This is a genomic window from Methylocystis sp. WRRC1 (assembly GCF_020733155.1).
Classification (GTDB): Bacteria; Pseudomonadota; Alphaproteobacteria; order Rhizobiales; family Beijerinckiaceae; genus Methylocystis.
On record NZ_JAJFZJ010000001.1, the window covers coordinates 2621465 to 2644937 of the forward strand.

Below are 23473 nucleotides of genomic sequence, written 5' to 3' on the forward strand. Positions count from 1 at the left end.
GAAGCGGGCTTCTTGAAAGAGGCGCGAAGGGGTTAGATTTGGTTGGGAGACACGAAGCGACCATTCTCGCCGCAAGGGGACGCTTGCGCCGGCGGATCATGACGATGTCAGACGTTAAATACCCTTCCCTCGACCAGATCAGGGCCGGCGCCCATGTGGTCGTGCGCGAGCTGCGGGCCGATCGGGAGCTCAACGGGCGATTCATGCTGCTGGGGCTCGCGGTCGGCACGGCGGCGGAGGTTCTGCAAAACCCTTTCCGGGGGCCGATGCTTATACGCGCGCGCAACACTCTCCTCGCCATCGGCCGCGATGAAGCCCGCCAGATTATCGTGGAGGTCTCCCAGTGAGCGCAAGCGACCCCAGTCGCGCGATGACGATCGCGCTCGCCGGTCAGCCGAACGTCGGGAAATCGACGATCTTCAACATGCTGACCGGTCTCAGCCAGCATGTCGGCAATTGGCCCGGCAAGACCGTGGAGCGCAAGGAAGGCGTGTTCACGCGTGGCGGGCGGGAGATCCGTATCCTCGATCTCCCCGGCGCCTATGGCCTCACCGCAAGTTCGGAGGAGGAGAGAATTGCGCGAGACTTCATCATAAAGGAGCAGCCGGACGTCGTGATAATGGTGGCGAACGCCGCGGCGATCGAGCGCAATCTTTATCTTCTCGCCGAATTGCTCGCGCTGCCCGCGCCGGTCGTGCTCGGGCTGAATATGATCGACGTCGCGGCGGATGAGGGCGTTCATATCGAGCCGGCGATGCTGGAGGCCGCTCTCGGCGTGCCCGTCGCGCCGATCGTCGCCACCCGTAATAAGGGCGTGGCGGAAGTCGTCGAAGCGGCGATCCGTCTGGCGGACGATCCTCGCTCGTTCCATCCCGTGCGTCCGCAGATCGGCGCCGGCCACAAGCGCGCGCTCGCCGATTTGCGCGCGTTGATAGGCGATCACGCGCCGCGCCCCTATCAGGCGGAATGGGTCGCCACCAAGTTGCTCGAAGGCGATCGAGAAATAAGCGCGCTGGCGCAAGGCTGGCTCCCGGAGAAAAGCTGGGAAAAGGTCATGACGCTTCTGGCGCAGCATGAGGACGCCGTCCTCGACGTGGCCGGCGGCCGATATGAATGGGTCGGCCGCATGGTCTCGGCGGCGGTGGAGCGGCCCCGGCTCGAGGCTGTCAACGTCACCGAACGGATCGACCGGATCGCGCTGCATCCGCTGTTCGGCATGGCGATGCTCATCTGCGTGCTGGGCCTGACTTTCTGGCTGACTTTCGCGATCGCCTGGCCGCTTCAGCGGATGCTCGAAACCGGCGTCATCGCGCCGTTGCGGGAATGGGCCGGAACGGCGCTCACGGGCGCGCCAGCGGCGTTTTCACATTTCCTGACGGACGGCGTGCTGGGCGGCGTCGGTCTCGTGATGACCTTCGTTCCGCTGCTTCTCGTCTTCTACGCGATTTTCGGCCTGCTGGAGGACACGGGCTATCTCGCGCGGGTCGCCTATCTCACGGACCGCTTCATGCATCTCATCGGTCTGCACGGCAAGAGCTTCCTGCCTTTTTGCCTCGGCTTCGGCTGCAACGTGCCGGCGATCATGGGCGCGCGCGTGATCGAGTCGGCGAGCGGACGCCTGCTCACCATCCTTCTGGCGCCGCTCGTGCCGTGCAGCGCGCGTTTCGCGGTCCTCGCCTTTCTCGCCCCCGTGTTCTTCGGCCAATATGCGGTCTGGGTCTCCTGGGGGCTCGTCATGCTGAACATCGCCATTCTGGCTGTCGTGGGCGCCGTCCTCAATCACACGCTCTTTCGGGGTGAGCGCGTGGCGTTCATCATGGAGCTGCCGCTGTATCATCGACCCAATATGCGCTCCATCGGGCTGTTCATGTGGAATCATACATGGTCGTTCCTGCGTCGGGCGAGCACGATGATTCTCGCCGTGGCGACCGCGGTGTGGACGCTCGGCTATTTTCCCACCGGCGATATCGAGCAAAGCTATCTGGCGCAGCTTGGACGCGTGATCGAGCCGCTCGGGGGTCTTCTGGGCTTCGATTGGCGCCTTACAGTCGCCCTTCTCACGAGCTTCGTCGCCAAGGAGAACGCCATTTCGACTCTCGGCATCCTCTACAAGGCCGAAGGCGGCTCGCTCGCCGACGCGCTTTCGACCTCGGTGACGATGGCGTCGGGCCTTTCGTTTCTCGTCACCACAATGCTCTTCATTCCCTGCGCTGCGACGGTCGCCGCGATGAAGCAGGAGACGCGCAGCTGGGCGTGGACGCTTTTCAGCGTCGCGCTGCTCTTCGTCATAGCGGTCCTTGGCGGCGCGCTCGCCTATCACTCGGCGAGCTGGTTCACAAAGGCGGCGTAGACATGCTCGACAATGTCCTTCGTCTTGCGGCGGACAAGGGTGCGTTGACGATCGACGCGCTCGCGCGCGAGATGGCGGTAAGCCCGGCCGTGGCGGAGCAGCTTTTCGAGGAGCTCGTGCGCCTGGGCTATCTGGCGGCGGTCGCGTCGCAATGCGCGGCTCCCTGCGGGCATTGCCCGGTGAAGGAGGGATGCCGTTTCATTCGCCAACCCCGTCTTTGGGTGATCACCGAAAAGGGCGACCGCGCGTTCCGTCGCCTGTCCGGCCGCGACGGCGACGCCTGCCAGGGCCAGGAGGTGTGATCCCCTGATCGCTCTTTCGCCCGCGCGCCGCATGGCGTAAGGGCGAGGCAGTCTCCCCCGGTTCCCGTGAGCACATGATTCGCCTCGAAAACATCAGCAAACAGAACGGCCACCAGATCCTCTACATCGAGGCTTCCGCGACGCTCCTGAAAGGCGAGAAGGTCGGCCTCGTCGGACCCAACGGCGCCGGCAAGACGACGCTCTTCCGGATGATCACGGGGCAGGACCAGCCGGACGAGGGGCAGGTCGCCGTCGATCGCGGCGTCACCATCGGCTACTTCAATCAGGACGTGGGCGAGATGTCGGGCCGCAGCGCGGTCTCCGAGGCAATGGACGGCGCCGGCCCGGTGAGCGCCGTGGCGGCCGAGCTGAGGGAGCTGGAGCAGGCCATGGTCGATCCCGACCGGGCGGACGAGATGGACGAGATCATCGAACGCTACGGCGAGGTCCAGGCGCGCTTCGAGGAACTGGACGGCTACGCGCTGGAGGGACGGGCGCGCGAAGTGCTGGCGGGCCTGAACTTCACGCAGGAGATGATGGACGGCGACGTGGGCGCGCTGTCAGGGGGCTGGAAGATGCGCGTAGCGCTCGCGCGCATCCTCCTCATGCGCCCCGACGCCATGCTGCTCGACGAGCCGAGCAACCATCTGGACCTCGAAAGCCTCATCTGGCTGGAGGGCTTCCTCAAGGGTTACGAGGGCGCGTTGCTGATGACCTCGCACGACCGCGAGTTCATGAATCGCATCGTCACGAAGATCGTGGAGATCGACGCCGGCGCGTTGACGACCTATTCGGGCGACTACGAGTTTTATGAGCAGCAACGCGCGCAGAGCGAGAAGCAGGCGCAGGCCCAGTATGAGCGTCAGCAGGCGATGCTCGCCAAGGAAATCAAGTTCATCGAGCGCTTCAAGGCGCGCGCCTCGCACGCCGCGCAGGTGCAGAGCCGTGTGAAGAAGCTGGAGAAGATCGAAAAGGTGGAGCCCCCCAGGCGCCGTCAGACGATCTTGTTCGAGTTCCCGCCGGCGCCGCGCTCGGGCGAGGACGTGGCGACGCTGAAGAACGTGAGCAAGCGCTATGGCTCCCGCAGCATCTATGAGAGGCTCGACTTCCAGGTTCGCCGCAAGGAACGCTGGTGCGTCATGGGAGTCAATGGCGCCGGCAAGTCCACGCTGCTGAAGCTGGTGGCCGGCGCCACTGCGCCGGACGACGGCGCGGTCGATCTCGGCGCCAGCGTTAAGATGGGCTATTTCGCGCAACACGCCATGGACCTGCTCGACGGAGAGCGGACGGTTTTCGAGTCGCTGGAGGATTCTTTCCCGCAGGCGGGGCAGGGCTCGCTGCGCACGCTGGCCGGCTGTTTCGGTTTTTCCGGCGACGACGTCGAGAAGAAATGCCGTGTGCTCTCGGGCGGCGAGAAGGCGCGGCTCGTCATGGCGAAAATGCTCTACGACCCGCCGAACTTCCTCGTGCTGGACGAGCCCACGAACCATCTGGATCTCGCGACGAAGGAAATGCTCATTACGGCGCTATCGAATTACGAGGGCGCGATGCTGTTCGTTTCGCACGACCGGCATTTCCTGGCTGCGCTGTCCAATCGTGTGCTGGAGCTGACGCCCGAGGGCGTTCATCAGTATGGCGGCGGCTATACGGAATATGTGGCGCGCACGGGCCACGAGGCTCCCGGCCTGCATGGCTGAATGAAGCGGACCGGCGCCTGACCGTCGCACGCAATCGTCGGCGCCCCCGGCGACAAAGAGAGCGCGCGGCGATCACAATGCGCACCGGGCTCTCGGACGGGCGCCCGCTCATCCCTGTGACGTGATTTGATGACTTCGCAGGAATTGTTGCGACAAGAACATCTGTTTGTCGTCGCCTTCTCAGGCTGGCGGGTGATAAGCGCGTCGCTACTGTAAATAATTATTACGATGACATCACGTGAGTTTGCAGGCGGCGAACCGCAAAAGAAGCAACGAAATCGCGTGAAAAATACACAATTTATGTTAGCGTTGCACGTGATAGTGTAATGTAATTATATTTCAACGGCAACGCTTGCACTGCCGAGCGCATCAAATATGAATGACTACGTCTACAAATTCAGAGGCGGGCCAGATGCGATATCGTGCGATAACGCTGCGGATGGCGGCTGCGGCGTTCGGCTTCGTCGCCTGCGCAGCCTATGCAGCGACATCGACAACAACCTTCAATGTCCAGATCGTCATACAGAGCGCCTGCACATTATCGGCGACGACTCTGGACTTTGGCTCGTCCGGCGTTCTCTCGGCCAATGTCGACTCGACGAACACCATCACCGTCACCTGCAACAACGGTCTTCCCTGGAGCATCAGCCTGAATGAAGGCACGGGCTCCGGCGCGACGCTGGCTGTGCGCAAGATGACGGGACCGGCGTCGGCCACCGTCGATTATACGATCTACAGGGACGCGGCCCGCACGGAGGTCTGGGGCGATGGCGTTTCCTCGACCTTCACCGTGAGCGGAACCGGGAACGGCACGGGGCAGGCTCAGACAGGCTATGGCCGTGTTCCGCCGCAATCGACGCCAGCCGCCGGCACATACACCGACACCATCACGGCTACGGTCACATTTTAGGGAGGGCGGGCTTGCGTTCGCGCTTGTTGATCGCCGCCGCCGCAGCTTTGCTGGGCCAAGCCGCCGCACAGGCCGCGTCGCTCCGGGCCGCTCCGGCGAGGCTCGATCTCATCGCTCCCGACAGCGCCGCGACGCTCAGTCTGCGCAATGAGGACTCCAGGCCCCTCAATGTCCAGATCCGCGTCTTCCGGTGGTCGCAGGAGGGAGGGGAAGAGATTCTCGAACCGACGGGCGACGTCGTCGCCAGTCCGCCGCTGACGACGCTTCCGCCAGGCGCCGATTATCTGGTTCGCGTCGTTCGTGTGACGAAATCTCCGGTCGAAGGGGAGGAGAGCTATCGATTGCTCGTGGACGAACTGCCGGACGACTCGCGACGCGTTCCCGGCGCCGTCACCGTCGTCGTTCGCTATTCGATCCCGATATTCATCACGAGTCGCGACGCCGAGCCGCCGCAGGTCGTGTGGACCGCGGAGCCGTCCAAGGCCGGAATCGAGCTGAGCGCGAAAAACAATGGCTCCCGTCATTTGCGCGTCTCCGATCTGAAACTGTCGGACGGCGGCAAGACCGTCGCCGTCCGAAACGGACTGGTGGGCTATGTGCTGCCGGGCGCCGTCATGCGCTGGTCGATTCCGCGCATGAAGGGCGGCGCTGTCTCACGCCGTCCGCTCACGCTCTCCGCCAAAGGCGATTCGGGAGCGATCAATGCGACGGTCGCGGTTTCTTCCGGCCGCTAGCTGGCTCCTGCTCGTGGGCGTGTCCGTCGTCACTCCCTGCGCGGCGCGCGCTCAACAAGTCCCTGATGCGAGCGGCTTGTCGAATGGAGTCGCGATCACGGCCCGCGAACTTCAGCTCGAAGTTTTCATCGACGGGGCTCCCATTGGCCTCATCGGCGCCTTCAGGCAGCTCACCCACGGCTCTCTCGCGACGACGCCGGAAGAAACGCGGGCGATCGGTCTCGAGCCAAAACGCGAAGCCATCGGGACCGACAAGCTCGTCCACATCGATCGCCTCGCGGGCGTGCAATATCGAATCGACGAGGCGTCGCAGCGGATTTTCTTTACCGTCGCGGAAACCGCGCGCGCGCCGCGCGTCATCGACCTCAGTCCGAGGCGGACCGCGGAAAATCCGATTCCGCTGACGAGCTTCGGCGGCGTGCTCAATTACACGCTCTTTGCAAATTCCGACGGAACATTCTTTCGCTATCCGCTGAATCTGCGCGGCGTATCGGGGAATTTCGACGCGCGCGTCTTCAGCCCCTATGGAACATTGAGTCAGTCCTTCCTTGCGAATTCCGCGGTTCGCCAGCTCGGCTTCGTGCGCCTCGACACGCGATGGACCTATTCCGACCCGGAAAGGCTGATAACCTATCGCGTCGGCGACACTATTTCCGGCGGTCTTGCCTGGACTCGGCCCGTGCGCATGTCCGGCGTTCAGGTCCAGCGCAATTTTGCGCTTCGGCCGGATCTCGTCACCTTGCCGCTTCCGGTTCTGTCCGGCAGCGCGGCCGTGCCCTCCACTATCGACGTCTATGCGCAGAACGTGAAGACATATTCCGGCGCGGTGCCGTCCGGGCCGTTCGAGATTACGCATATGCCGGTTGCGAGCGGCGCAGGCACGGCGCAAGTCGTGCTGCATGATTCTCTCGGGCGTGAGACGGTCGCCACTTTGCCGTTCTATGTGTCGAGCAAGCAGCTTGCGGAAGGGCTCTACGATTTTTCCATGGAAGCCGGTTTCGCGCGACGCTTCAGTGGAATCGAATCCAATAATTATGATCGCCGGCCGATCGGCTCCGCCAGCGCCCGCTACGGTCTCACGAACTGGCTTACGCTCGAGGGGCATGGGGAGGGCGGCGGCGGCGGATTGATCAACGCCGGGGCGGGCGCGGCCTTCACGCTCGGCTCCTGGGGCGCCGCCTCCCTGGCTTTGGCTGGCAGTCGTTTCGGAGGATTGACCGGCGGGCTTTTCAACGCGAGCTTCGAGACCAATATCCGCGGCGTCTCGATTTATGCGCGCAGCCAGCGCACATTCGGCAATTATCTCGATATTGCCGCGGTCACCGCCAATTGCACCTTCCTGACCGGAAATGTCTGCGCGGTTCCCCAATGGGGAACGCCGGCATTTCCGCCTTCCATTCTCGGCGGTTTCGCGGTGACGAATATTCTGCCGCCCAGAGCCATCGACCAGTTCGGCCTCGGAGTCCCGATCCCTTTCGATTCCTCGAGCTTGAGCGTCAATTTCACGCAATTGCAGAATGCGCTGGGGAACCGGACGCGCGTTCTGGGGTTCTCCTACAGCCGGCCGATCATCTTTGGCGGCTCGGCGTTTCTGTCCGCCTTCAAGGATCTCGCAAATGAACGCAATTTTGGCTTTTTTGCCGGACTGTCGTTCCCCTTCGGCAATGACATTACCCTGTCCACCGGCGCCGAGCGCGCGCCCGACGGCGTGAGATTCATTACGAGCGCGGTGAAGGCGGAAAAACGCGAGGAGGGCAGTTACGGCTGGCGCCTGCGCGATGGCGAAGGCTATCGCACGGACAGATTTGCTGGCGCCAGCTACCGCGCGTCATTTGCGCGCGTCGAAGCGAATGTTCAGCAATACGCCAATCAAACGCGCGCGACCGGCCAGGCCGAGGGCTCCATTGCAGTCGCAGGCGGCGGCGTTTTCTTCGGAAACCGGATCGACGACGCTTTCGCCGTCGTCGACGCGGGCGCGCCCGATGTCGAGGTGCAATATGAGAACCGTCCCATCGGGCGAACGAACCGCCAGGGCAAGCTGCTGGTGCCTTATCTGAATTCCTATCAGAAAAACAAGCTGTCGATCGATCCGAAAAGTGTGCCGGTCGACGCGGATGTGACGACGACGAATGAAATTGTCGTCCCTGCAGACCGCAACGGCGTCGTCGTGAAATTCGGCGTGTCGCAAACGCCGAAGGCGGCGCTCGTCGCATTCGTGGACAGCGCGGGCAAGCCATTGCGCGTCGGCGTCAGGGGAAGGCTGGAGAGCGATGGCCAGCCCTTCGTCATCGGTTACGACGGGCAGGCCTATATTCGCAATCTGTCCGATCAGAACGCCGTGCGCATCGACGTTTCCGAAGAAGGCTCTTGCGTTGCGGAATTCGAATATGCCCCGCGCGCGGGGGAGCAGACGGTCATAAGGGGCGTCATATGTCGATGATGCGACGTTCGCGATATTTGTGCGGGTGGATATTCGCCTTTCTGACGTCGCTCATCGCCACGAACGCCCTTGCGCAGCACGCCTGCAGCTGGAGCGTGGATAATGTGGCCTTTGGCGTGGCCGATGTCCTCGGAGGCGGCGCCGTCGACGTCACATCGACAGTGAACATCGATTGCAGCGGCGGGCTTGCAAGTCTCGTTGTTCGCGCCTGCCCGAATATCGGGGCCGGCTCCGGCGGAGCCACGTCGTCGACGCGACACATGAGCAATGGCTCGAATCTGCTCAATTACCAGCTGTATCAGGACGCCGCACGCACAACGGTCTGGGGCTCCAGTTTGTGGGGTTTCGCCGACCCGCCGCCGACTCTGACGGTTCCACTCGGACTATTGGGCAGCGGTTCGCTGACGACGACGCTATACGCGAGACTGCCGGGCGGGCAGTCGACGGCGCCGGCGCTCTCCTATCTTTCGTCCTTTTCGGGCGTCAACGCGCGGCTCAACTGGACCTTTTGCCTTCTCGTCATTTGTCCTGCGTGCAGCAGCTCAATGGAGGGCTCCAGCGATACGACCTTCACCGTCAGCGCGACAGTCGCGTCCAATTGTCTCGTCTCCGCCACGACTCTCGATTTCGGGTCGACTGGCGTGCTGAACGCCAATGTCGACTCTACGAACACGATCTCCGTCACCTGCACGAACGGCACGCCCTGGAACGCCAGCCTCAGCGCGGGAAGCGGCGTCGGCGGAACTGTCGCGCTGCGCAAGATGACCGGGCCCGGCGGAGCGACGATCGATTACACCATCTATCGTAATGCCGGTCGCACGGAGATCTGGGGGGATGGAACCTCCGGCACTTTCACGCTGAGCGGGACGGGCACGGGGCTCGCGCAGGCGCAAACGGGCTATGGCCGCGTGCCGGCGCAATCGACGCCTGCGGCCGCGACTTATACGGACACGGTGGTTGTGACGATTACTTACTGAACGGCCTGATCCGGAGGGCGTCATTGAAAGCGGGAGCCAAAGGCGCAGATAGAGAAGGCGCCCGGGCCGGGATGGCTTGCAAGATGGCTTGGCGGGAGGGCGCGTCGGGCGTAATTCGAAGCGGATAGGGAAAAATCAGGCGCCGGGGCGGCGCGAAAAAGTGGCGGTGAGACATGATCGCCGAAAACCATGAGGAGCGAGCGCCGCAGGACCGCCCGTCCGCAGGGGATCCTCCGCGCCAATTCCAGACGCCGCCTCACCGCAAGATCATTCATGTCGATATGGACGCGTTCTTCGCCTCCGTCGAGCAGCGCGATAATCCCGATCTGCGCGGAAAGGCCGTCGCTGTCGGCGGGTCGAGCGAGCGTGGCGTCGTGGCCGCCGCAAGCTATGAGGCGCGGAAATTCGGCGTGCATTCGGCGATGCCGTCCGTGACGGCGCGACGCAAATGTCCCGATCTCATCTTCGTGAAGCCGCGGTTCGACGTTTACAAGGCGGTGTCGACGCAGATCCGCGAGATCTTCGCGGAATATACCGCGATCATCGAACCTCTGTCGCTCGACGAGGCCTATCTCGACGTCACCACAAATCTCAAGGGAATCGAAACGGCGACGGAAATTGCGCAGGAGATCAGGGCGGCGATCCGATCGAAAATCGGCCTGACAGCCTCGGCCGGCGTATCCTACAACAAATTCCTCGCAAAACTCGCCTCCGACCATCGCAAGCCCGACGGTATGTTCGTCATCACGCCGAGGATGGGTCCGGCCTTTGTCGAGGGCATGGCTGTCGAAAAATTCCACGGCGTGGGGCCGGCGACAAAAGCGAAAATGAACCGGCTCGGCATTCACACCGGACGCGATCTTCGATCGCATGCGCTTCCATTCCTCATCGAGAATTTCGGAAAAGCGGGCGGCCACTTTTACTGGATCTCGCGCGGGGTCGACCACAGACCCGTGCGCGCCGATCGAATACGCAAGTCAGTTGGAGCAGAGCAGACATTCGCTCTGGACATGACTGATCTGGCGGCGATGCGTGAAGCGCTGGAGCCTGTCATCGACAAGGTATGGCGCCATTGCGAAACGACCGGCGTGCGTGGGCGAACCGTGACCCTGAAGGTGAAATTCTCCGATTTCGATCTCATCACCCGCAGTCGGACCTTGCCGCACGCCATCGACACGCGCGCAGAACTTGCGCGGAATGTGTTTGAAACCCTCACCGGAGCGTTTCCGTTCAGGAAACCGGTTCGCCTGCTCGGCGTATCGATCTCCTCGCTCGGCGCGGCTCAGGCCGGCGATCAAGATCAGTTGACGCTCGGGCTTTGAATTGGAGCGCGGTTCGGGCGAAGCCGGCGTTTCGCTCATCGCCTCAGTCGGCCATTTTCGAATGTCTGGCGGACGGGTTCAAATCCGGCGCCGAGTAATGGAATGTCGCGTAACGGATGACGAGCACGGCAAGAGCGAGAATCAGGGTGCCTCCTGCGAGGATCAACACGCCGAAGTCCGGCACGCTGTCCGTTTGCACATAGACGATGAGATGACGGGTGAGCGCGGTGATGCCGACGTAGAGCAGAAATCGCACCGGCATGTGGTTGGTTCTGAAATATATGCCGACCATGGAGCCGATTTCGAGATAGATGAACAGGAGCAGCAGGTCTTCGATCGACGCATGCCCCTTTTCGGACATTGCGATGAAAGCCTTTACCGCCGACCAGACGGTCGCTCCTCCAATCGCAAAGAGGCCAAGAAAGTGAAACGCCTCGGAGAGGAAGTGGCCGACCGGGTCAACAAGAGCGCGCATGCGTCTTGCGCTTTCTTCTTCGATAATGGTCTTGTCGCCCATGCGAGGCCCCGTTTCGTTCGTTGACCGGATTAAAAGGCCCTGCGCCGCCCGTCAGGTCAATCGAAATCGGCTTGATCGCCTTGGCGAAGCGGGCGATCGAATGCAGCCATGATGAGACGAATTATCGTCATGTTTTGCTCGAAATCATTGAGCGACAAGGATCAGGCGATGATTCAGAGGCCCCGTTTCGCCGGCCCTCCTTCGACCCGCGCGAGCGAGCCGAACTCCTCGACCAAATTGGCGAGGTTCGGGCCGGTGATGGACTGACCGAACTTGGTCTTGATCCGCAACCCGTCGGCGAACTTCCCGGCTTGGTAGAGGTCGCAGGCTCCCGTGCCCCGGCGCATGTATCCGGTTCCATTCTGAACCTCAATTCGACGCAGCCAGAGCTGCTTCGTGCGATTTTCGAGCTGATGGAGGATGACCTTTCCGGCATGGAAGGACTGCTGATGATTGGCTGTGGAGGTCGCCAAGGGGCGATTCCGCCTCCCGGTCAGGCGATATGATTGTATTGCCGCCTGAACGAGAACGTCGCGCCGAGGACAAATTCGTAAGTCTTCGAAATTTAAAGGCAAAGAATGGTGCTGCAAGAGAGGATTGAACTCTCGACCTCTCCCTTACCAAGGGAGTGCTCTACCACTGAGCTACTGCAGCATTGGTTCCTGCGCCACCACTCGCCGTGGTCGCCGCGAAACGAGGGCCTTGTGCCACAGCGCGACGCGAGTCGCAAGCGGGAGGTGTGGCGAGTTTTGCGTGGCCGTTTGGCGAAATGTGAAGGTCAATTCGGCTCGTGGCAAATTTCAGGCGAAATGTGGACAGGTTGTATTGCAAAAATATACAACCAAAGGTAGTGTCTATCCAAGCGTTGCGCGAGACGTCGCGGCGCCTTCGTGAAATTTTTAGTGAATCGGCGAAGCGTTCGCAGACCGAGTGCGCTTCCGAATCTCCGATCACCACGAAAGGCGTCAGCATCGCGCAGAACGCTCGAGATGGAGGCTGGCTTGACCGACAGATATATCTCCGACGAGCTCTGGACGGCCCTTGCGCCGGTATTGCCCGGAAAAGAGGGCGATCCCGGGTGCACGGGGCGCGACAATCGTCTGTTCCTGGAAGCGGTGTTCTGGATCGCAAAGACCGGATCGCCCTGGCGCAATCTGCCGGGTGAGTTCGGCAAGTGGTATACAACCTATACGCGATTCAACCGCTGGGCGAAAAAAGGCGTCTGGCCGAACGTTATCGCCGCCATGGAGGAGCAGGGAGTCACCGACTTCTCGTTCGATCACAGTGGCTTGCACTGGACGCCCTTCCGCGGCGCGCCGGCGCGGGATCAGGTTATGGAGGCGAGCGGCGACCACGCCGCGGCGGCCTGAATTGCCGATTTACGCCCCGCGCGTCTCACGCGGGGCGTTTTTTCATGATTGCGTCTGAACCTGCGCCTGAGCATTGGTCGGCGCGACCCGCACCCTGACTTCCATGGTTTCGCCAGCGCCGCCGATCCGCGCCCCGCGGATGGGGGCGGCGTCGAGATAATCCAGCGCGGCGGCGAGACGCACATGACGCTCACCCGGCGATACGCCATGCGCCGGATCGAACCCGACCCAGCCGAGACCCTCGACATGGGCCTCCGCCCATGCGTGACCCGCCACCTGATCGTCGCTGTCGCTCCGCAAGTAATAGCCGCTCACATATCGCGCCGGCGCGCCGATCGCGCGCGCGCAGGCGATAAAGAGATGGGCGAAATCCTGGCAGACGCCCTTCTTGTGTGCGAAGGCCTCTACCGCGGTCGTCGCAGCATGGGTCGCATCGGTGTCGAAGCTCATCGACTCGTAAAGCGCGCCGAGCAGCGCGTGCAGTCGGCCGAGCGCTCCATTCTCGCCCGCTGTTGTCGTGCGAGCGAAATCGACAATCGCGGGGCTCGACGCGGTGAGCGGCGTCTGGCGGAAATACAGCGCGGTCGGGAAGCGCTCGACCGCGCCTGACGCGACGCCGGCGGTGTCGAAGGTGGTGACCTCGCCTTCGACCATCGTCGAGATCGATTCGAGCGGCCCGTCGGCCGTGAAACGGTTCACGATATTGCCGAAGGCGTCTTCCGACTGGCTCAGGCGGCAGTCGCGATCGACGTCGATGCGCCAATGCGCGACATGCTGGCCGTCGTAGTTGCGCGGCGTCAGCCGCAGCGACTGGATCGCCGATCGCGCCGGTTCGCTGTAGCGGTAGATCGTCTCGTGGCGGATGCGAATGCGCATGTTTTCCCGTCAGAACAGATATTGTTCGGAGATCAGCGTCCCAAGCTGATTGTTCTCGCCGATGAAGCCCTGCACGAATTCATGCAGGCCGCCCTGAAAGACGCTCTCCATCGTCAGATTTTCCAGCTTGCCATAGACGCTGCGCGCCTGCCGCTGGGCCGCGCCCTGACGCCCATGCGCGCGGGCGAGATAATCGAGATTGCGCACGATGCTCTCGTAGCAGGAAATGAGCGAACGCGGCATCTCGGGGCGCAGGATGAGCAGGTCGGCGACGAGCCACGGTTTCATGCTGGTGCGATAGACCCAGTGATAGGCGGTGTGCGCCGAGACCGCGCGAAGGATCGCGGCCCATTGGAAATAGTCGAGCGAGCCGCCGACGACCTCCTTCTCCGGCAGCAGCACGTGGTATTTAACGTCGAGCAGGCGCGCGGTGTTGTCGGCGCGCTCGACGAAGAGACCGACGCGCGAGAACCAGTAGGCGTCATTGCGCAGCATCGTGCGATAGGCGCCGCCGTCATATGTGAGGGACGTCTGTTTCACGAATTCGAGAAAGCGTGCCAATTCGTCGGCGGAATGGGCGCCGCGGCGCGCTTCGAGCGCTTTCATTTCGAGATAGGCGCCGTTGATCGCCTCCCACATCTCGACCGTGAGCGCGGTGCGCACGGCGCGCGCGTTGGCGCGGGCGTATTCGATGCAGTTGCGGATCGACCCCGGATTGTCGGGCGCGAAGGTGAGGAACTCCACCACATTCGCTTCGTCGAGCGGACGCCCGGAATCCTCGAACGCCTTAGATGCGCCCGACGAGAGAAGCACGCTTTCCCATTCCGATTCGGCGCCGCCGTAGGTCTTGGGCAGCGAGGCGAGACGACGCGACGCTTCTATCGCGCGCGCGAGAAAGTCGGCGCGCTCCATGTAGCGGGCGAGCCAATAGAGGTTGTCGGCGGTGCGTGAAAGCATGTGACGTTCCGGTTGCGCGCGCTCGCGCCTGAATTTGTCTGCGGCCTTTGCGAGGGGAACGACGGGATCGGGGACGGCGAAAGCCTCTTCCGGATGCGCGATTCCGTGATGTTCCTCGAACGATTGGAAGCTATCGAGCATCAGGCCTGCCCCATGAGCGCGTCATCGATGATCCAGGTGTCCTTCGTGCCGCCGCCCTGACTCGAATTCACGACCAGCGACTTCTCTGTCATGGCGACGCGGGTGAGTCCGCCCGGAACGACGCGCACGCCATTCGCGCCCTGAAGCACGAAGGGCCGCAGGTCGACATGGCGCGGCGCGACGCCCTGCGCGACGGAAACGGGGCAGGTGGAAAGGGCGAGGGTTGGCTGGGCGATGAAATTGTCGGGATGGGCTTTGAGCTTGGCGCGGAATTCCTCGATCTGGGCCCTGGTTGCATGGGGGCCGACGAGCATCCCGTAGCCGCCCGAGCCATTGACCTCCTTGACCACCAGCTCGTCGAGATGGTCGAGCACATAGGACAGCGCCTCCGGCTCGCGACAGCGATGGGTGGGGACGTTTTGCAGGAGGGGCTCCTCGCCGAGATAGAAACGGATGATGTCGGGCATGTAGGTGTATGTCGCCTTGTCGTCGGCGACGCCTGTTCCAACTGCATTGGCGAGCGTCACATTGCCTGCATGATAGGCGCCCATGAGTCCCGCGACGCCGAGCGCCGAATCCGGCCGGAACGCCAGCGGATCGAGGAAATCGTCGTCGATGCGGCGATAGATGACGTCGACGCGGCGCGGGCCTTCCGTCGTGCGCATGTAGACCACGTCGTCCTTCACGAAGAGATCGCGGCCTTCGACCAATTCCACGCCGAGCTTGTCGGCGAGAAACGAGTGCTCGTAAAAGGCGGAATTATACTGGCCCGGCGTCATCAGCGCGATAGTCGGATCGCTCGACGCGCGCGGCGGCGCGACGGAGCGCAGCGTCGCGAGCAGTTCGTCGGGATAATCCTCGATCGGCGCGACGCGATGCATCGCGAAAAGCTCGGGAAAGAGCCGCATCATCACTTCGCGGTTCTCGAGCATGTAGGAGACGCCCGACGGCGTGCGCGCGTTGTCCTCCAGCACATAGAAACCATGGTCGTCCGTGCGCACGATATCGACGCCGGCGATGTGGACATAGATGTCGTGCGGAACGCGGCGGCCCGCCATTTCCGGGCAATAGCCGGGATTGCGATAGACGAGATCGGCGGGAATGATCCCGGCCTTCAGCGCCTCGCCGCCGTTATAGAGATCCTTGAGAAACATGTTCAGCGCGGTGACGCGCTGCACGAGGCCGCGCTCCAGCGCCGCCCATTCGCTGCGCGCGATGATGCGCGGCAGAATGTCGAAGGGAATGAGCCGTTCGGTGGCGTCCTGAGCGCCATAGACGGCGAAGGTGATGCCGATGCGCCGGAACAGCAACTCTGCCTGCTCACGCCGCGAGGCGAGAAGGTCGGGGGTCGTGCCCGCCAGCCATTGCGAAAGCTTTTCGTATGGCGCGCGCGTCGCCCCGTTCACGCCGCCCATTTCATCGAATTGCGTCACACGCAGATCCACTGTCGGCGCTCCTCGTATTTTCGGGCCGAGCCTGTATTCACAGGGGTTCCGGCCTTTGAGACTGCGGTCGGGAAGAGCTTCGCAAGAACTGCGCCAGAAGTTCGAAAAAATTGTCATATTGTCTCTGTAGGACTCTGCCGGGCTGGCGTAACCTGCGCTTGCCGACATATGATTCATCGGGTTTTCGGTTTTGCCGACGCGTCGCGAATATGTGAGAGAGGCGCGAGATCGCGCGCGCCTGCGACATGCGCTTTCGAGCCCCGCCAGTTCCCGGCGAATGGGCGCAACCGGGTTTGCCTCGCTTTTGCTTCTCGCCGCGCCGGCGGCCTACGCGGAAGCGCCGCCGCCGGTGTTCAACTGGGTCGGCATGTATCTCGGAGCGAGTCTCGGCGCTGCCTTTCCGCTTCACGGCGGCGAGCGGTTGCAGGCGGGGAGCGGCTTCGGCTCGCCCATTTACGATCTCTACCCCGCAGGCGCGACAAGGCCTGGCGTCACGGTTGGCGCGCAGGTCGGCTACAACTGGCAGGACGGGCCCTGGGTCTGGGGCTTCGAGACGGATTTGAGCCTGCTCGACGGCCGCCGCGGCCCGAACGGACTGTTCGCGTCTTCGGACGCCTATGCGCCGGGACTACCCGTTTACACATTGTATCCCGGTTCGAGCGCAAATTATTTCGCCAGCATTCGCGGCCGCGTCGGCTTCGCCTACGACCGCGCGCTCCTCTATCTGACCGGCGGCGTAGCGGCGGGCGGCGCGCGCGGACCTGCAACGCTTACGCTCGGCGCCGGCGGCCCCGATGCGATTTTCGAGGCGCCCTGGTCGCAATCCTCGCGGATGAAATATGTTTTCGGCGCCGGTTTCGAATACGCCTTCGCAGATAATTGGTCGGCGCGCGCGGAATATCTCTTTCTGAACCATTCGCTGAACACGCAGACTTTCGACAATGGCGCGGGCTATCTCTACGCCTCACGCATCCGAAATGAAAACCAGATCCTGCGCTTCGGGCTGAATTATCATTTCGGCGCCAAGAACGAGATCGTCGCTCCGTTGCAATACGGCGGAATAAACGGCCACGGCGGAAATGGCGCGAGTGGCGAGAGCGGCGAAAACGCGCCGGAGTTTTATAGCGTGCACGCCCAGACCACCAATGTCGTGCAGGGCTATCCGCGATTTCGCGCGGCCTATGACGGACCTAACAGCTTTCCTTCCGGCGGAAAGGCGAATTTCGGATCGACGACGAACATCTTCCTTGGCCTGCGCCTGTGGGAAGGCGGCGCGGTCTATCTCAACCCCGAGATCGATCAGGGCTACGGACTCGCCAATTCGGTTGGAGCCGCCTCTTACGTCAACGGCGCGGTCGCCAAGGTCGGCGCCAGCGCGCCCTACATGCGCTTTCAGCGTTATTTCCTGCGCCAGATCATCGGGCTCGGCGGCGGCGACCGCGGACATGATCCAGACCAGGGCTCGCGCAGCGAAGTGCTCGAATCGACGCAGAACCAGATCTCCGGCAAGGTCGATCGCGACCGCATCATCATCACGCTGGGCAAATTCGCCGTGGGAGACGTCTTCGACGACAACGTCTACGCGCACGACCCGACGACAGGCTTCATGAATTTCGCCTTCAACACCATGGGCGCCTTCGATTACGCGGCCGACTCCTGGGGCTACACGCATGGCCTGGCCGTGGAATGGAAACAGAACTGGTGGACGGCGCGCGGCGGCGTGTTTCAGCTCTCGACCGTGCCGAACGGGCTCGAGATCGAGCCAGAATTATTCCGTCAATATATGGCCGTCGCAGAGTTCGAGGGCCGCTACGACCTTTTCGGCCAGCCGGGAGCAATCAAGTTTCTCGGCTATGGCGACAATGGCAATCTGAGCAAGATGGACGATGTGGTGCGCTACGCCTATCTGACAGGCGAGTTCCCGCCGCGTGTCGACTCCTTCCGCAAGCGCGCCGTCAAGAGGGGCGGGGGAATCAATGTAAAGCAACAGCTGGCGCCGAATCTCGGGTTCTTCCTGCGCGCGAGCATGGCGGACGGTCGCTATGAGACAGTGGATTACACTGACGTCGACCGGTCCGTGTCGTTCGGACTTGTCGGCGGCGGCGCCTTGTGGGGACGCGATCACGACGAGATCGGCGTCGCGGCCGCCTTCAGCGGACTTCATGGCTCACGCGTGCGCTATTTCGCGCTCGGCGGAACGAGCGTCTATATCGGCGACGGCGCGCTCTCCTATGATGGCGAGAAGAATCTGGAGGCTTATTACAAGGTCGGCTTCGGCAGGAATTTCGACGCCACTTTAGATTATCAGCTGCTCGTCAATCCCGGGCACAACAGCGCGCGCGGGCCGATCAATGTCTTCGGCCTGCGGCTGCGCGGCGCGTTCTGACGCGATCAGAAATAGGCCGGCAGCGTCTTCTCGAAGTCGGGAAAATAGCGCGAGATGACGCTGACGTCGAAACGCGAGAGGATCGTTTCCTTCGGCTCGCGGTCGAGGAGGAAGCGGAAGGAGGCTTCGATCATCGCCTCCGCATTCGCTCCGCCTGCGAGGCGGGCAAGGTCATTTTGCGAAAGCGTTACGCGATGGCGTGTTTCGCCATTCGCTTCCCGAACCGTCACGTCGAAGGACATCGGATCGCCCCCGCTCACGCGCAAGACGCTTATCGTCGCGCTCACAGAAGCGCCTCGATGTCTCTCTCGATCGCCTGCGGCGTATCGGTCGGCGCATATCGCTTCACGACAGCGCCATTGCGATCAACGAGAAATTTCGTGAAATTCCATTTGATGGCCTCGGAGCCGAGCAGTCCCGGCGCCGCATGTTTCAACAGGCGATAAAGCGGATGCGCCTTTTCGCCATTCACGTCGATCTTGGCGAACATCGGAAAGGTCACGTCGTAATTCGTCGAGCAAAAGGCGGCAATCTCGCTTTCCGAACCCGGCTCCTGCGCGCCGAACTGGTTGCAGGGAAAGCCGAGAATGACAAACCCCCTGTCCGCGAATTTGCGATAGAGCGCCTCGAGCCCCTTGTATTGGGGGGTGAAGCCGCAGCGGCTCGCGACATTGACGACGAGGAGCGCCTTGCCCGCGTAATCGCGCAAGGATCTGGTTGCGCCGTCGATCGTCGTGGCCTCGATATCATAGAGCGTCGTCATGCGCGCCTCCTTTTACAATAGGCTCGCATAAATTTCTCTCTCACGCCACCAGGCTGTCGGAGGGCTTGGCCTCGGATTCGGCGCCTTCGTCGAGGCCATATTCCTTCATCTTGCGATAAAGCGTCGAGCGGCCGATGCCGAGCCGTCGCGCAATCTCCGACATCTGGCCACGATAATGCGTCAGCGCGAAACGGATCGTCTCCGCCTCCAGATCCTGGAGCTTGCGCATCTCGCCATTGGCGCCGAGCATGGAAATGACGTTGGGATCGCGGATTTCGACATGCACGATCTCGCGCTGACGCGGCGCGTCGGCTGCGGGAGCGAGCGCCGGCGCGGGCGGCACGCGCACGTCATATCCGTCGACATGGGCGGCGATCTGCGGAAATTCGGCGACCGTCAGTTCGTCGCCGTCCGCGAGCACCACGGCGCGAAACACGGCGTTTTCAAGCTGCCGCACATTGCCGGGCCAGTCATATGTCGTCAGCAGCGACAGCGCTTCGGCCGTGACCCCGCGAATGTTGCGGCCCTCTTCGGCCGCGAAACGCGCCGCGAAACGCCGCGCGAGATCGGCGATGTCCTGACGGCGCGCGCGCAGCGGCGGAATGCTGATCGGAAAGACGTTGAGACGGTAGAACAGGTCCTCGCGAAACTGCCCGCGCTTCACGAGTTCGATGAGATTCTGGTTCGTCGCGGAGATCAGGCGGATATCGACGCGCACCGGCCGCCTCGCGCCGACGGGGTCGATCTCGCCCTCCTGCAGCGCGCGCAAGAGCTTCACCTGAATGTCGAGGGGCAGTTCGCCGATTTCATCGAGGAAAAGCGTGCCGCCATTGGCTTCGAGAAACTTGCCCGAATGCTTTTCGGTCGCGCCGGTGAAGGCGCCTTTCTCGTGGCCGAAGAGTATCGACTCCACCAGATTGGCGGGGAGCGCCCCACAGTTCACAGTAACGAAGGGCTTGCCCCTGCGATCGGAGCCACCCTGAATGGCGCGGGCGACCAGCTCCTTGCCGACGCCGGATTCGCCCTCGATCAGCACGGGTATGGACGAATGCGCGGCGCGTTCGCCGAGACGAATCACGCGCGCCATATCCTCGCTGCGCGAGACGAGGTCCCGGAAGGTGAGCGCGCCCGAGGCGCGGCGGCTGATGCGGCGGATTTCGCCGGCGAGCGCGTCCGCCGACAGGGCGTTCTTGATGGAGATCTGCAGCCGCTCGGCGCCGACCGGCTTCACGACGAAGTCGTGCGCGCCTGCGCGCATCGCCGAAATCACGGCCTCGATCGAGCCATGCGCGGTCTGCACGATGACGGGCGTCGCGATCTTCGTGTCGCGCATGCGCGTGAGCACGCCCATGCCGTCGAGATCGGGCATCACGAGATCGAGAATGAGCAGCGCGATCGGCGGCGCGCCGGGTTGCGTCAGCCGCGCAAGGGCCTGTTCGCCGCCCTCCACGGTCTCGGCTTCGTAACCGAATCGCCGCACCATGGCCTCGAGCAGGCGGCGTTGCACCGGATCGTCGTCAGCAATGAGAATTATGGAAGTCATCACGCCCCTTTGTCCCGCCCCGCAGCCCGCGGCTGCACCCTCGTCGCATCTGCGCCGGGACTGTTTGTCGGCGCGCCCATCGTTGCGAAACAGGGTAAAGGGCGGGTTAATCCGGCGCGGGGGAAGGCGCAACGGCGCGTTGTAAATAGGCGCGAAAAATCGAAAATTCGAATTCGCGCCGCCAATTCCCGGCGATTGTCGACGTCGCGGATCGGGTTGATCGCGCTTGGGCTTTGCCCATATGTTTGACCATTCGCCTCGCGGCGTCCGCAACTCGAAACGGTTTTCGCCATGCTCTTCACAACGCGCTCCACCCGCGCCACGGCCGAGGCCGCGGCGGGTGCTTCCGAATCGCTGCCCGAATGGAACCTCGCCGACCTTTATCCGGGAACCGATTCGCCGCAGTTGAAGAGCGATCTGGCCAGAGCGGCGACGGAGGTTGCGCAATTCGGCAAGGACTATCGCGGCCGCCTCGCTGAGATGGCGACGGGCGCGGACGCGAGCGTCACGCTCGGAGAGGCGCTCGCACGCTACGAGGCGCTGCAGGATCTGCTCGGGCGCCTCATGTCATTCGCCGGGCTGCTCTACAGCGGCGACACCACCGACCCGGCGCGCGCGAAATTCTACGGCGACGTGCAGGAAAAGGTGACCAACGCCTCGGCGCAGCTCCTCTTCTTCCAGCTCGAACTCAATCGCCTCGACGACGAGACCCTGATGGCGGCGGCCGGCAAGGAGCCGCTGCTGCGCTGGAGGCCCTGGCTCGAGGACATTCGCAAGGAGAAGCCCTACGAACTCGAGGACAAGCTCGAGGAACTTTTCCACGAGAAATACATTTCGGGCGCCGCGGCGTGGAACCGCCTTTTCGACGAGACCATCGCCTCGCTGCGCTTCAAGGTCGGCGGCGAAGAGCTCGCGATCGAGCCTGTCCTGAATCTGATGCAGGACCCCAACGAGGCGAAGCGCAAGGAGGCGGCGCTGGCGATCGGCGCGACGCTGAAGGCCAATCAGCGCGTCTTCTCGCTCATCACCAACACCCTCGCCAAGGACAAGGAAATCTCGGACCGCTGGCGCGGCTTCGAGGACGTCGCCGATTCGCGCCATCTCTCCAACCGCGTCGAGCGTGAGGTGGTGGAGGCGCTGGCCAAGGCGGTGGAGGACGCGCATCCGCGCCTCTCGCACCGCTATTACAGGCTCAAGGCCAAATGGTTCGGCAAGGAGGCGCTCGACTACTGGGACCGCAGCGCGCCGCTGCCGGCGACGCCGAGCAAGCTCTACACCTGGCCGGAGGCGCGCGAGATCGTGCTCGGCGCATATAAAGGCTTTGCGCCGCGCATGGCGCAGATCGCCGGGGACTTCTTCGACAAGAAATGGATCGACGCGCCGGTGCGGCCGGGCAAGGCGCCGGGCGCCTTTTCACATCCGACCGTTCCTTCGGCGCATCCCTATGTGCTGCTCAATTTCCAGGGCAAGACGCGCGACGTCATGACGCTCGCGCATGAGCTCGGCCATGGCGTGCATCAGGTGCTCGCCGCGCGTCAGGGGGCGCTGATGGCGCCGACGCCGCTGACGCTCGCCGAGACGGCCTCGGTCTTCGGCGAGATGCTGACCTTCCGCGCGCTGCTCGCGCAGGCGACCGACAAGAACCAGCGCCGCGCGCTGCTCGCCTCCAAGGTCGAGGACATGATCAACACGGTGGTGCGACAGATGGCCTTTTACGCCTTCGAGCGAAAGGTTCACACCGAGCGGCGCAACGGCGAACTCACCGCCGACCAGATCTGCGACCTGTGGATGAGCGTGCAGGCGGAGAGTCTCGGGCCGTCCATCCGGCTCGGGCCGGGATATGAATGCTTCTGGGCCTATATCCCGCACTTCATCCATTCGCCCTTCTATGTCTACGCCTACGCTTTCGGCGATTGTCTCGTCAATTCGCTCTATGGCGTCTACCAGAAGGCGCACGAAGGTTTTGCGGAACGCTATTTCGCGCTGCTCGAGGCCGGCGGCGCGAAGCCCTACAACGAGCTGCTGAAGCCCTTCGGGCTGGATGCGCGCGATCCGGCGTTCTGGAACATCGGTCTTGAAATGATCGAGGGGCTGATCGCGGAGCTGGAGGCGATGGAGGAGGCCTGACGGATCTGCTCCCGAAAATTAGAACGCCGGCCAGAGGCCGGCGTTTCGATGCTCGGTTTGCGAAGCGCTTACTGGACGCCGGCGCGGATCAGGAACTTCTCGCTGCCGCAAACGACTTCGCCGTTGTAGACCTTGCCGTTTTCATTCGGCTTGCCGGTCCAGACGCAGTCCTTCTTGCCGTCGGTGCGGTCGGTGAGGTTGAGCGTCATGACGCCGCCTTCGACCTTGCCGTCGAGCTTGTAGGTGACGACCGAGCCGTTATCGAGCTGCATGTCGGCCTTGCCGCTCACCTTGTCGCCTTCGGTGTTGAGCGTCCAGGTGCCGTTGGCGCGCTTGATGCCCGACGAGGCGATCTCGGTGACGCTATAGCCGGCGGCGAAAGCTGAGGCGCTGAAAGCGACGACGGCGACGGCCGTGGTCAAAGTGAGCTTGATCATTCGTTTCACTCCCATAATTTTCGGCTGAAAGGCGGCATTGTCGGCCGCAGGGAACTGGGGCTTGAGACAATGCGGCCATCAAGCCTTCCCTGTTCCGCTCCCTCTTCCGAGCGGGAACTGCGGCACTTCGCACGAAGAATCGCTTGAGGTCAAATAGTTTCGAATGTCGGCCCGGCAAG

21 protein-coding genes and 1 tRNA gene are annotated in these 23473 nt (G+C 62.9%); 13 read left to right on the forward strand and 9 right to left on the reverse strand.

The annotated features are described in order from the left end of the window. Positions 1–104 precede the first annotated feature (104 nt). The 9 genes from LG047_RS12815 (at position 105) to dinB (ending at position 10732) form a co-directional block, all read left to right on the forward strand. Entirely contained in the window at positions 105–347 is a 243-nt protein-coding gene (locus LG047_RS12815; protein WP_158497333.1) for a FeoA family protein, read from the forward strand. Beyond that, positions 344–2350: a ferrous iron transport protein B gene (feoB, locus tag LG047_RS12820; RefSeq protein WP_227967061.1), complete on the forward strand. Its 2007-nt coding sequence runs from the start codon at positions 344–346 to the stop codon at positions 2348–2350. Before LG047_RS12815 ends, feoB begins: the two co-directional genes overlap by 4 nt. 2 nt (positions 2351–2352) lie before the next feature. Next, positions 2353–2652, forward strand: a complete 300-nt coding sequence (locus LG047_RS12825; protein ID WP_227967064.1) for a hypothetical protein — start codon at positions 2353–2355, stop codon at positions 2650–2652. 74 nt (positions 2653–2726) lie between these two features. Then, entirely contained in the window at positions 2727–4349 is a 1623-nt protein-coding gene (locus tag LG047_RS12830; protein ID WP_227967067.1) for an ABC-F family ATP-binding cassette domain-containing protein, read from the forward strand. A 412-nt stretch (positions 4350–4761) separates the two neighbouring features. Beyond that, on the forward strand, positions 4762–5259 hold the full coding sequence (locus tag LG047_RS12835; protein WP_227967070.1) for a spore coat U domain-containing protein: 498 nt from the start codon (positions 4762–4764) through the stop codon (positions 5257–5259). Positions 5260–5270: 11 nt separating this feature from the next. Next, complete coding sequence (locus LG047_RS12840; protein WP_227967083.1) at positions 5271–5993, forward strand: molecular chaperone; 723 nt, start codon at positions 5271–5273, stop codon at positions 5991–5993. Beyond that, entirely contained in the window at positions 5962–8433 is a 2472-nt protein-coding gene (locus tag LG047_RS12845; RefSeq protein WP_227967089.1) for a fimbria/pilus outer membrane usher protein, read from the forward strand. The genes LG047_RS12840 and LG047_RS12845 overlap by 32 nt, the downstream gene beginning before the upstream one ends. Then, complete coding sequence (locus tag LG047_RS12850) at positions 8430–9410, forward strand: spore coat U domain-containing protein (RefSeq protein WP_227967090.1); 981 nt, start codon at positions 8430–8432, stop codon at positions 9408–9410. Before LG047_RS12845 ends, LG047_RS12850 begins: the two co-directional genes overlap by 4 nt. Positions 9411–9583: 173 nt before the next feature. Continuing rightward, complete coding sequence (gene dinB / locus LG047_RS12855; protein ID WP_227967091.1) at positions 9584–10732, forward strand: DNA polymerase IV; 1149 nt, start codon at positions 9584–9586, stop codon at positions 10730–10732. Between the two features lie 43 nt (positions 10733–10775). Here dinB and LG047_RS12860 read toward each other — a convergent pair whose 3' ends face one another. Beyond that, positions 10776–11249: a phosphate-starvation-inducible protein PsiE gene (locus LG047_RS12860; protein ID WP_227967093.1), complete on the reverse strand. Its 474-nt coding sequence runs from the start codon at positions 11247–11249 to the stop codon at positions 10776–10778. Between the two features lie 71 nt (positions 11250–11320). On the opposite strand from LG047_RS12860, the gene LG047_RS12865 reads away from it, so the two are divergent. Continuing rightward, positions 11321–11755, forward strand: a complete 435-nt coding sequence (locus LG047_RS12865) for a hypothetical protein (protein WP_227967095.1) — start codon at positions 11321–11323, stop codon at positions 11753–11755. Between the two features lie 73 nt (positions 11756–11828). On the opposite strand, the gene LG047_RS12870 is transcribed toward LG047_RS12865, so the two are convergent. Next, a tRNA-Thr gene (locus tag LG047_RS12870) sits at positions 11829–11903 on the reverse strand. A 347-nt stretch (positions 11904–12250) separates the two neighbouring features. Between LG047_RS12870 and LG047_RS12875 the strand changes: the two genes are divergently transcribed. Beyond that, positions 12251–12619 carry a transposase gene (locus tag LG047_RS12875; RefSeq protein ID WP_051134550.1) on the forward strand — a complete coding sequence of 123 codons (369 nt, stop codon included), beginning with the start codon at positions 12251–12253 and terminating at the stop codon, positions 12617–12619. Between the two features lie 42 nt (positions 12620–12661). Here the strand turns inward: LG047_RS12875 and LG047_RS12880 are convergent, their stop codons facing one another. From LG047_RS12880 to LG047_RS12890, 3 genes are all read right to left on the reverse strand, one after another. Next, positions 12662–13495: a transglutaminase family protein gene (locus LG047_RS12880; protein ID WP_227967097.1), complete on the reverse strand. Its 834-nt coding sequence runs from the start codon at positions 13493–13495 to the stop codon at positions 12662–12664. Between the two features lie 9 nt (positions 13496–13504). Beyond that, positions 13505–14452: an alpha-E domain-containing protein gene (locus LG047_RS12885; protein ID WP_227968489.1), complete on the reverse strand. Its 948-nt coding sequence runs from the start codon at positions 14450–14452 to the stop codon at positions 13505–13507. A 140-nt stretch (positions 14453–14592) separates the two neighbouring features. Next, entirely contained in the window at positions 14593–16008 is a 1416-nt protein-coding gene (locus LG047_RS12890; protein WP_227968490.1) for a circularly permuted type 2 ATP-grasp protein, read from the reverse strand. Positions 16009–16315: 307 nt separating this feature from the next. Here LG047_RS12890 and LG047_RS12895 point away from each other — a divergent pair, with 307 nt between their 5' ends. Then, positions 16316–18424: a carbohydrate porin gene (locus LG047_RS12895; protein ID WP_227967098.1), complete on the forward strand. Its 2109-nt coding sequence runs from the start codon at positions 16316–16318 to the stop codon at positions 18422–18424. 5 nt (positions 18425–18429) lie between these two features. Here LG047_RS12895 and LG047_RS12900 read toward each other — a convergent pair whose 3' ends face one another. From LG047_RS12900 to LG047_RS12910, 3 genes are read right to left on the reverse strand one after another with little or no spacing between them, the layout of a single operon-like run. Then, complete coding sequence (locus LG047_RS12900; RefSeq protein WP_227967105.1) at positions 18430–18711, reverse strand: hypothetical protein; 282 nt, start codon at positions 18709–18711, stop codon at positions 18430–18432. Then, the gene (locus LG047_RS12905; protein ID WP_036285385.1) at positions 18708–19187 is read right to left on the reverse strand and encodes a glutathione peroxidase; all 480 of its coding nucleotides are present in this window, start codon (positions 19185–19187) and stop codon (positions 18708–18710) included. The genes LG047_RS12900 and LG047_RS12905 overlap by 4 nt, the downstream gene beginning before the upstream one ends. A 40-nt stretch (positions 19188–19227) precedes the next feature. Next, positions 19228–20730 (reverse strand): sigma-54 dependent transcriptional regulator, encoded by a 1503-nt coding sequence (locus LG047_RS12910; protein WP_227968491.1) that lies wholly within the window; start codon positions 20728–20730, stop codon positions 19228–19230. 291 nt (positions 20731–21021) lie between these two features. Here LG047_RS12910 and LG047_RS12915 point away from each other — a divergent pair, with 291 nt between their 5' ends. Beyond that, entirely contained in the window at positions 21022–22857 is a 1836-nt protein-coding gene (locus LG047_RS12915) for a M3 family oligoendopeptidase (RefSeq protein WP_227967108.1), read from the forward strand. A 68-nt stretch (positions 22858–22925) separates the two neighbouring features. Here LG047_RS12915 and LG047_RS12920 read toward each other — a convergent pair whose 3' ends face one another. Further along, the gene (locus LG047_RS12920; RefSeq protein ID WP_036285391.1) at positions 22926–23294 is read right to left on the reverse strand and encodes a hypothetical protein; all 369 of its coding nucleotides are present in this window, start codon (positions 23292–23294) and stop codon (positions 22926–22928) included. Positions 23295–23473 lie beyond the last annotated feature (179 nt).

Excerpts from the sequence above, each read along its gene's own strand:
- dinB (WP_227967091.1), top strand. The coding sequence starts at position 9,584 with ATGATCGCCGAAAACCATGAGGAGCGAGCGCCGCAGGACCGCCCGTCC.
- LG047_RS12815 (WP_158497333.1), top strand. The coding sequence starts at position 105 with ATGTCAGACGTTAAATACCCTTCCCTCGACCAGATCAGGGCCGGCGCC.
- LG047_RS12830 (WP_227967067.1), top strand. The coding sequence starts at position 2,727 with ATGATTCGCCTCGAAAACATCAGCAAACAGAACGGCCACCAGATCCTC.
- LG047_RS12835 (WP_227967070.1), top strand. The coding sequence starts at position 4,762 with ATGCGATATCGTGCGATAACGCTGCGGATGGCGGCTGCGGCGTTCGGC.
- LG047_RS12825 (WP_227967064.1), top strand. The coding sequence starts at position 2,353 with ATGCTCGACAATGTCCTTCGTCTTGCGGCGGACAAGGGTGCGTTGACG.
- LG047_RS12920 (WP_036285391.1), bottom strand. The coding sequence starts at position 23,294 with ATGATCAAGCTCACTTTGACCACGGCCGTCGCCGTCGTCGCTTTCAGC.
- LG047_RS12850 (WP_227967090.1), top strand. The coding sequence starts at position 8,430 with ATGATGCGACGTTCGCGATATTTGTGCGGGTGGATATTCGCCTTTCTG.
- LG047_RS12860 (WP_227967093.1), bottom strand. The coding sequence starts at position 11,249 with ATGGGCGACAAGACCATTATCGAAGAAGAAAGCGCAAGACGCATGCGC.
- LG047_RS12880 (WP_227967097.1), bottom strand. The coding sequence starts at position 13,495 with ATGCGCATTCGCATCCGCCACGAGACGATCTACCGCTACAGCGAACCG.
- LG047_RS12845 (WP_227967089.1), top strand. The coding sequence starts at position 5,962 with ATGCGACGGTCGCGGTTTCTTCCGGCCGCTAGCTGGCTCCTGCTCGTG.
- LG047_RS12890 (WP_227968490.1), bottom strand. The coding sequence starts at position 16,008 with ATGGGCGGCGTGAACGGGGCGACGCGCGCGCCATACGAAAAGCTTTCG.
- LG047_RS12895 (WP_227967098.1), top strand. The coding sequence starts at position 16,316 with ATGGGCGCAACCGGGTTTGCCTCGCTTTTGCTTCTCGCCGCGCCGGCG.
- LG047_RS12910 (WP_227968491.1), bottom strand. The coding sequence starts at position 20,730 with ATGACTTCCATAATTCTCATTGCTGACGACGATCCGGTGCAACGCCGC.
- LG047_RS12885 (WP_227968489.1), bottom strand. The coding sequence starts at position 14,452 with ATGCTTTCACGCACCGCCGACAACCTCTATTGGCTCGCCCGCTACATG.
- LG047_RS12915 (WP_227967108.1), top strand. The coding sequence starts at position 21,022 with ATGCTCTTCACAACGCGCTCCACCCGCGCCACGGCCGAGGCCGCGGCG.
- LG047_RS12905 (WP_036285385.1), bottom strand. The coding sequence starts at position 19,187 with ATGACGACGCTCTATGATATCGAGGCCACGACGATCGACGGCGCAACC.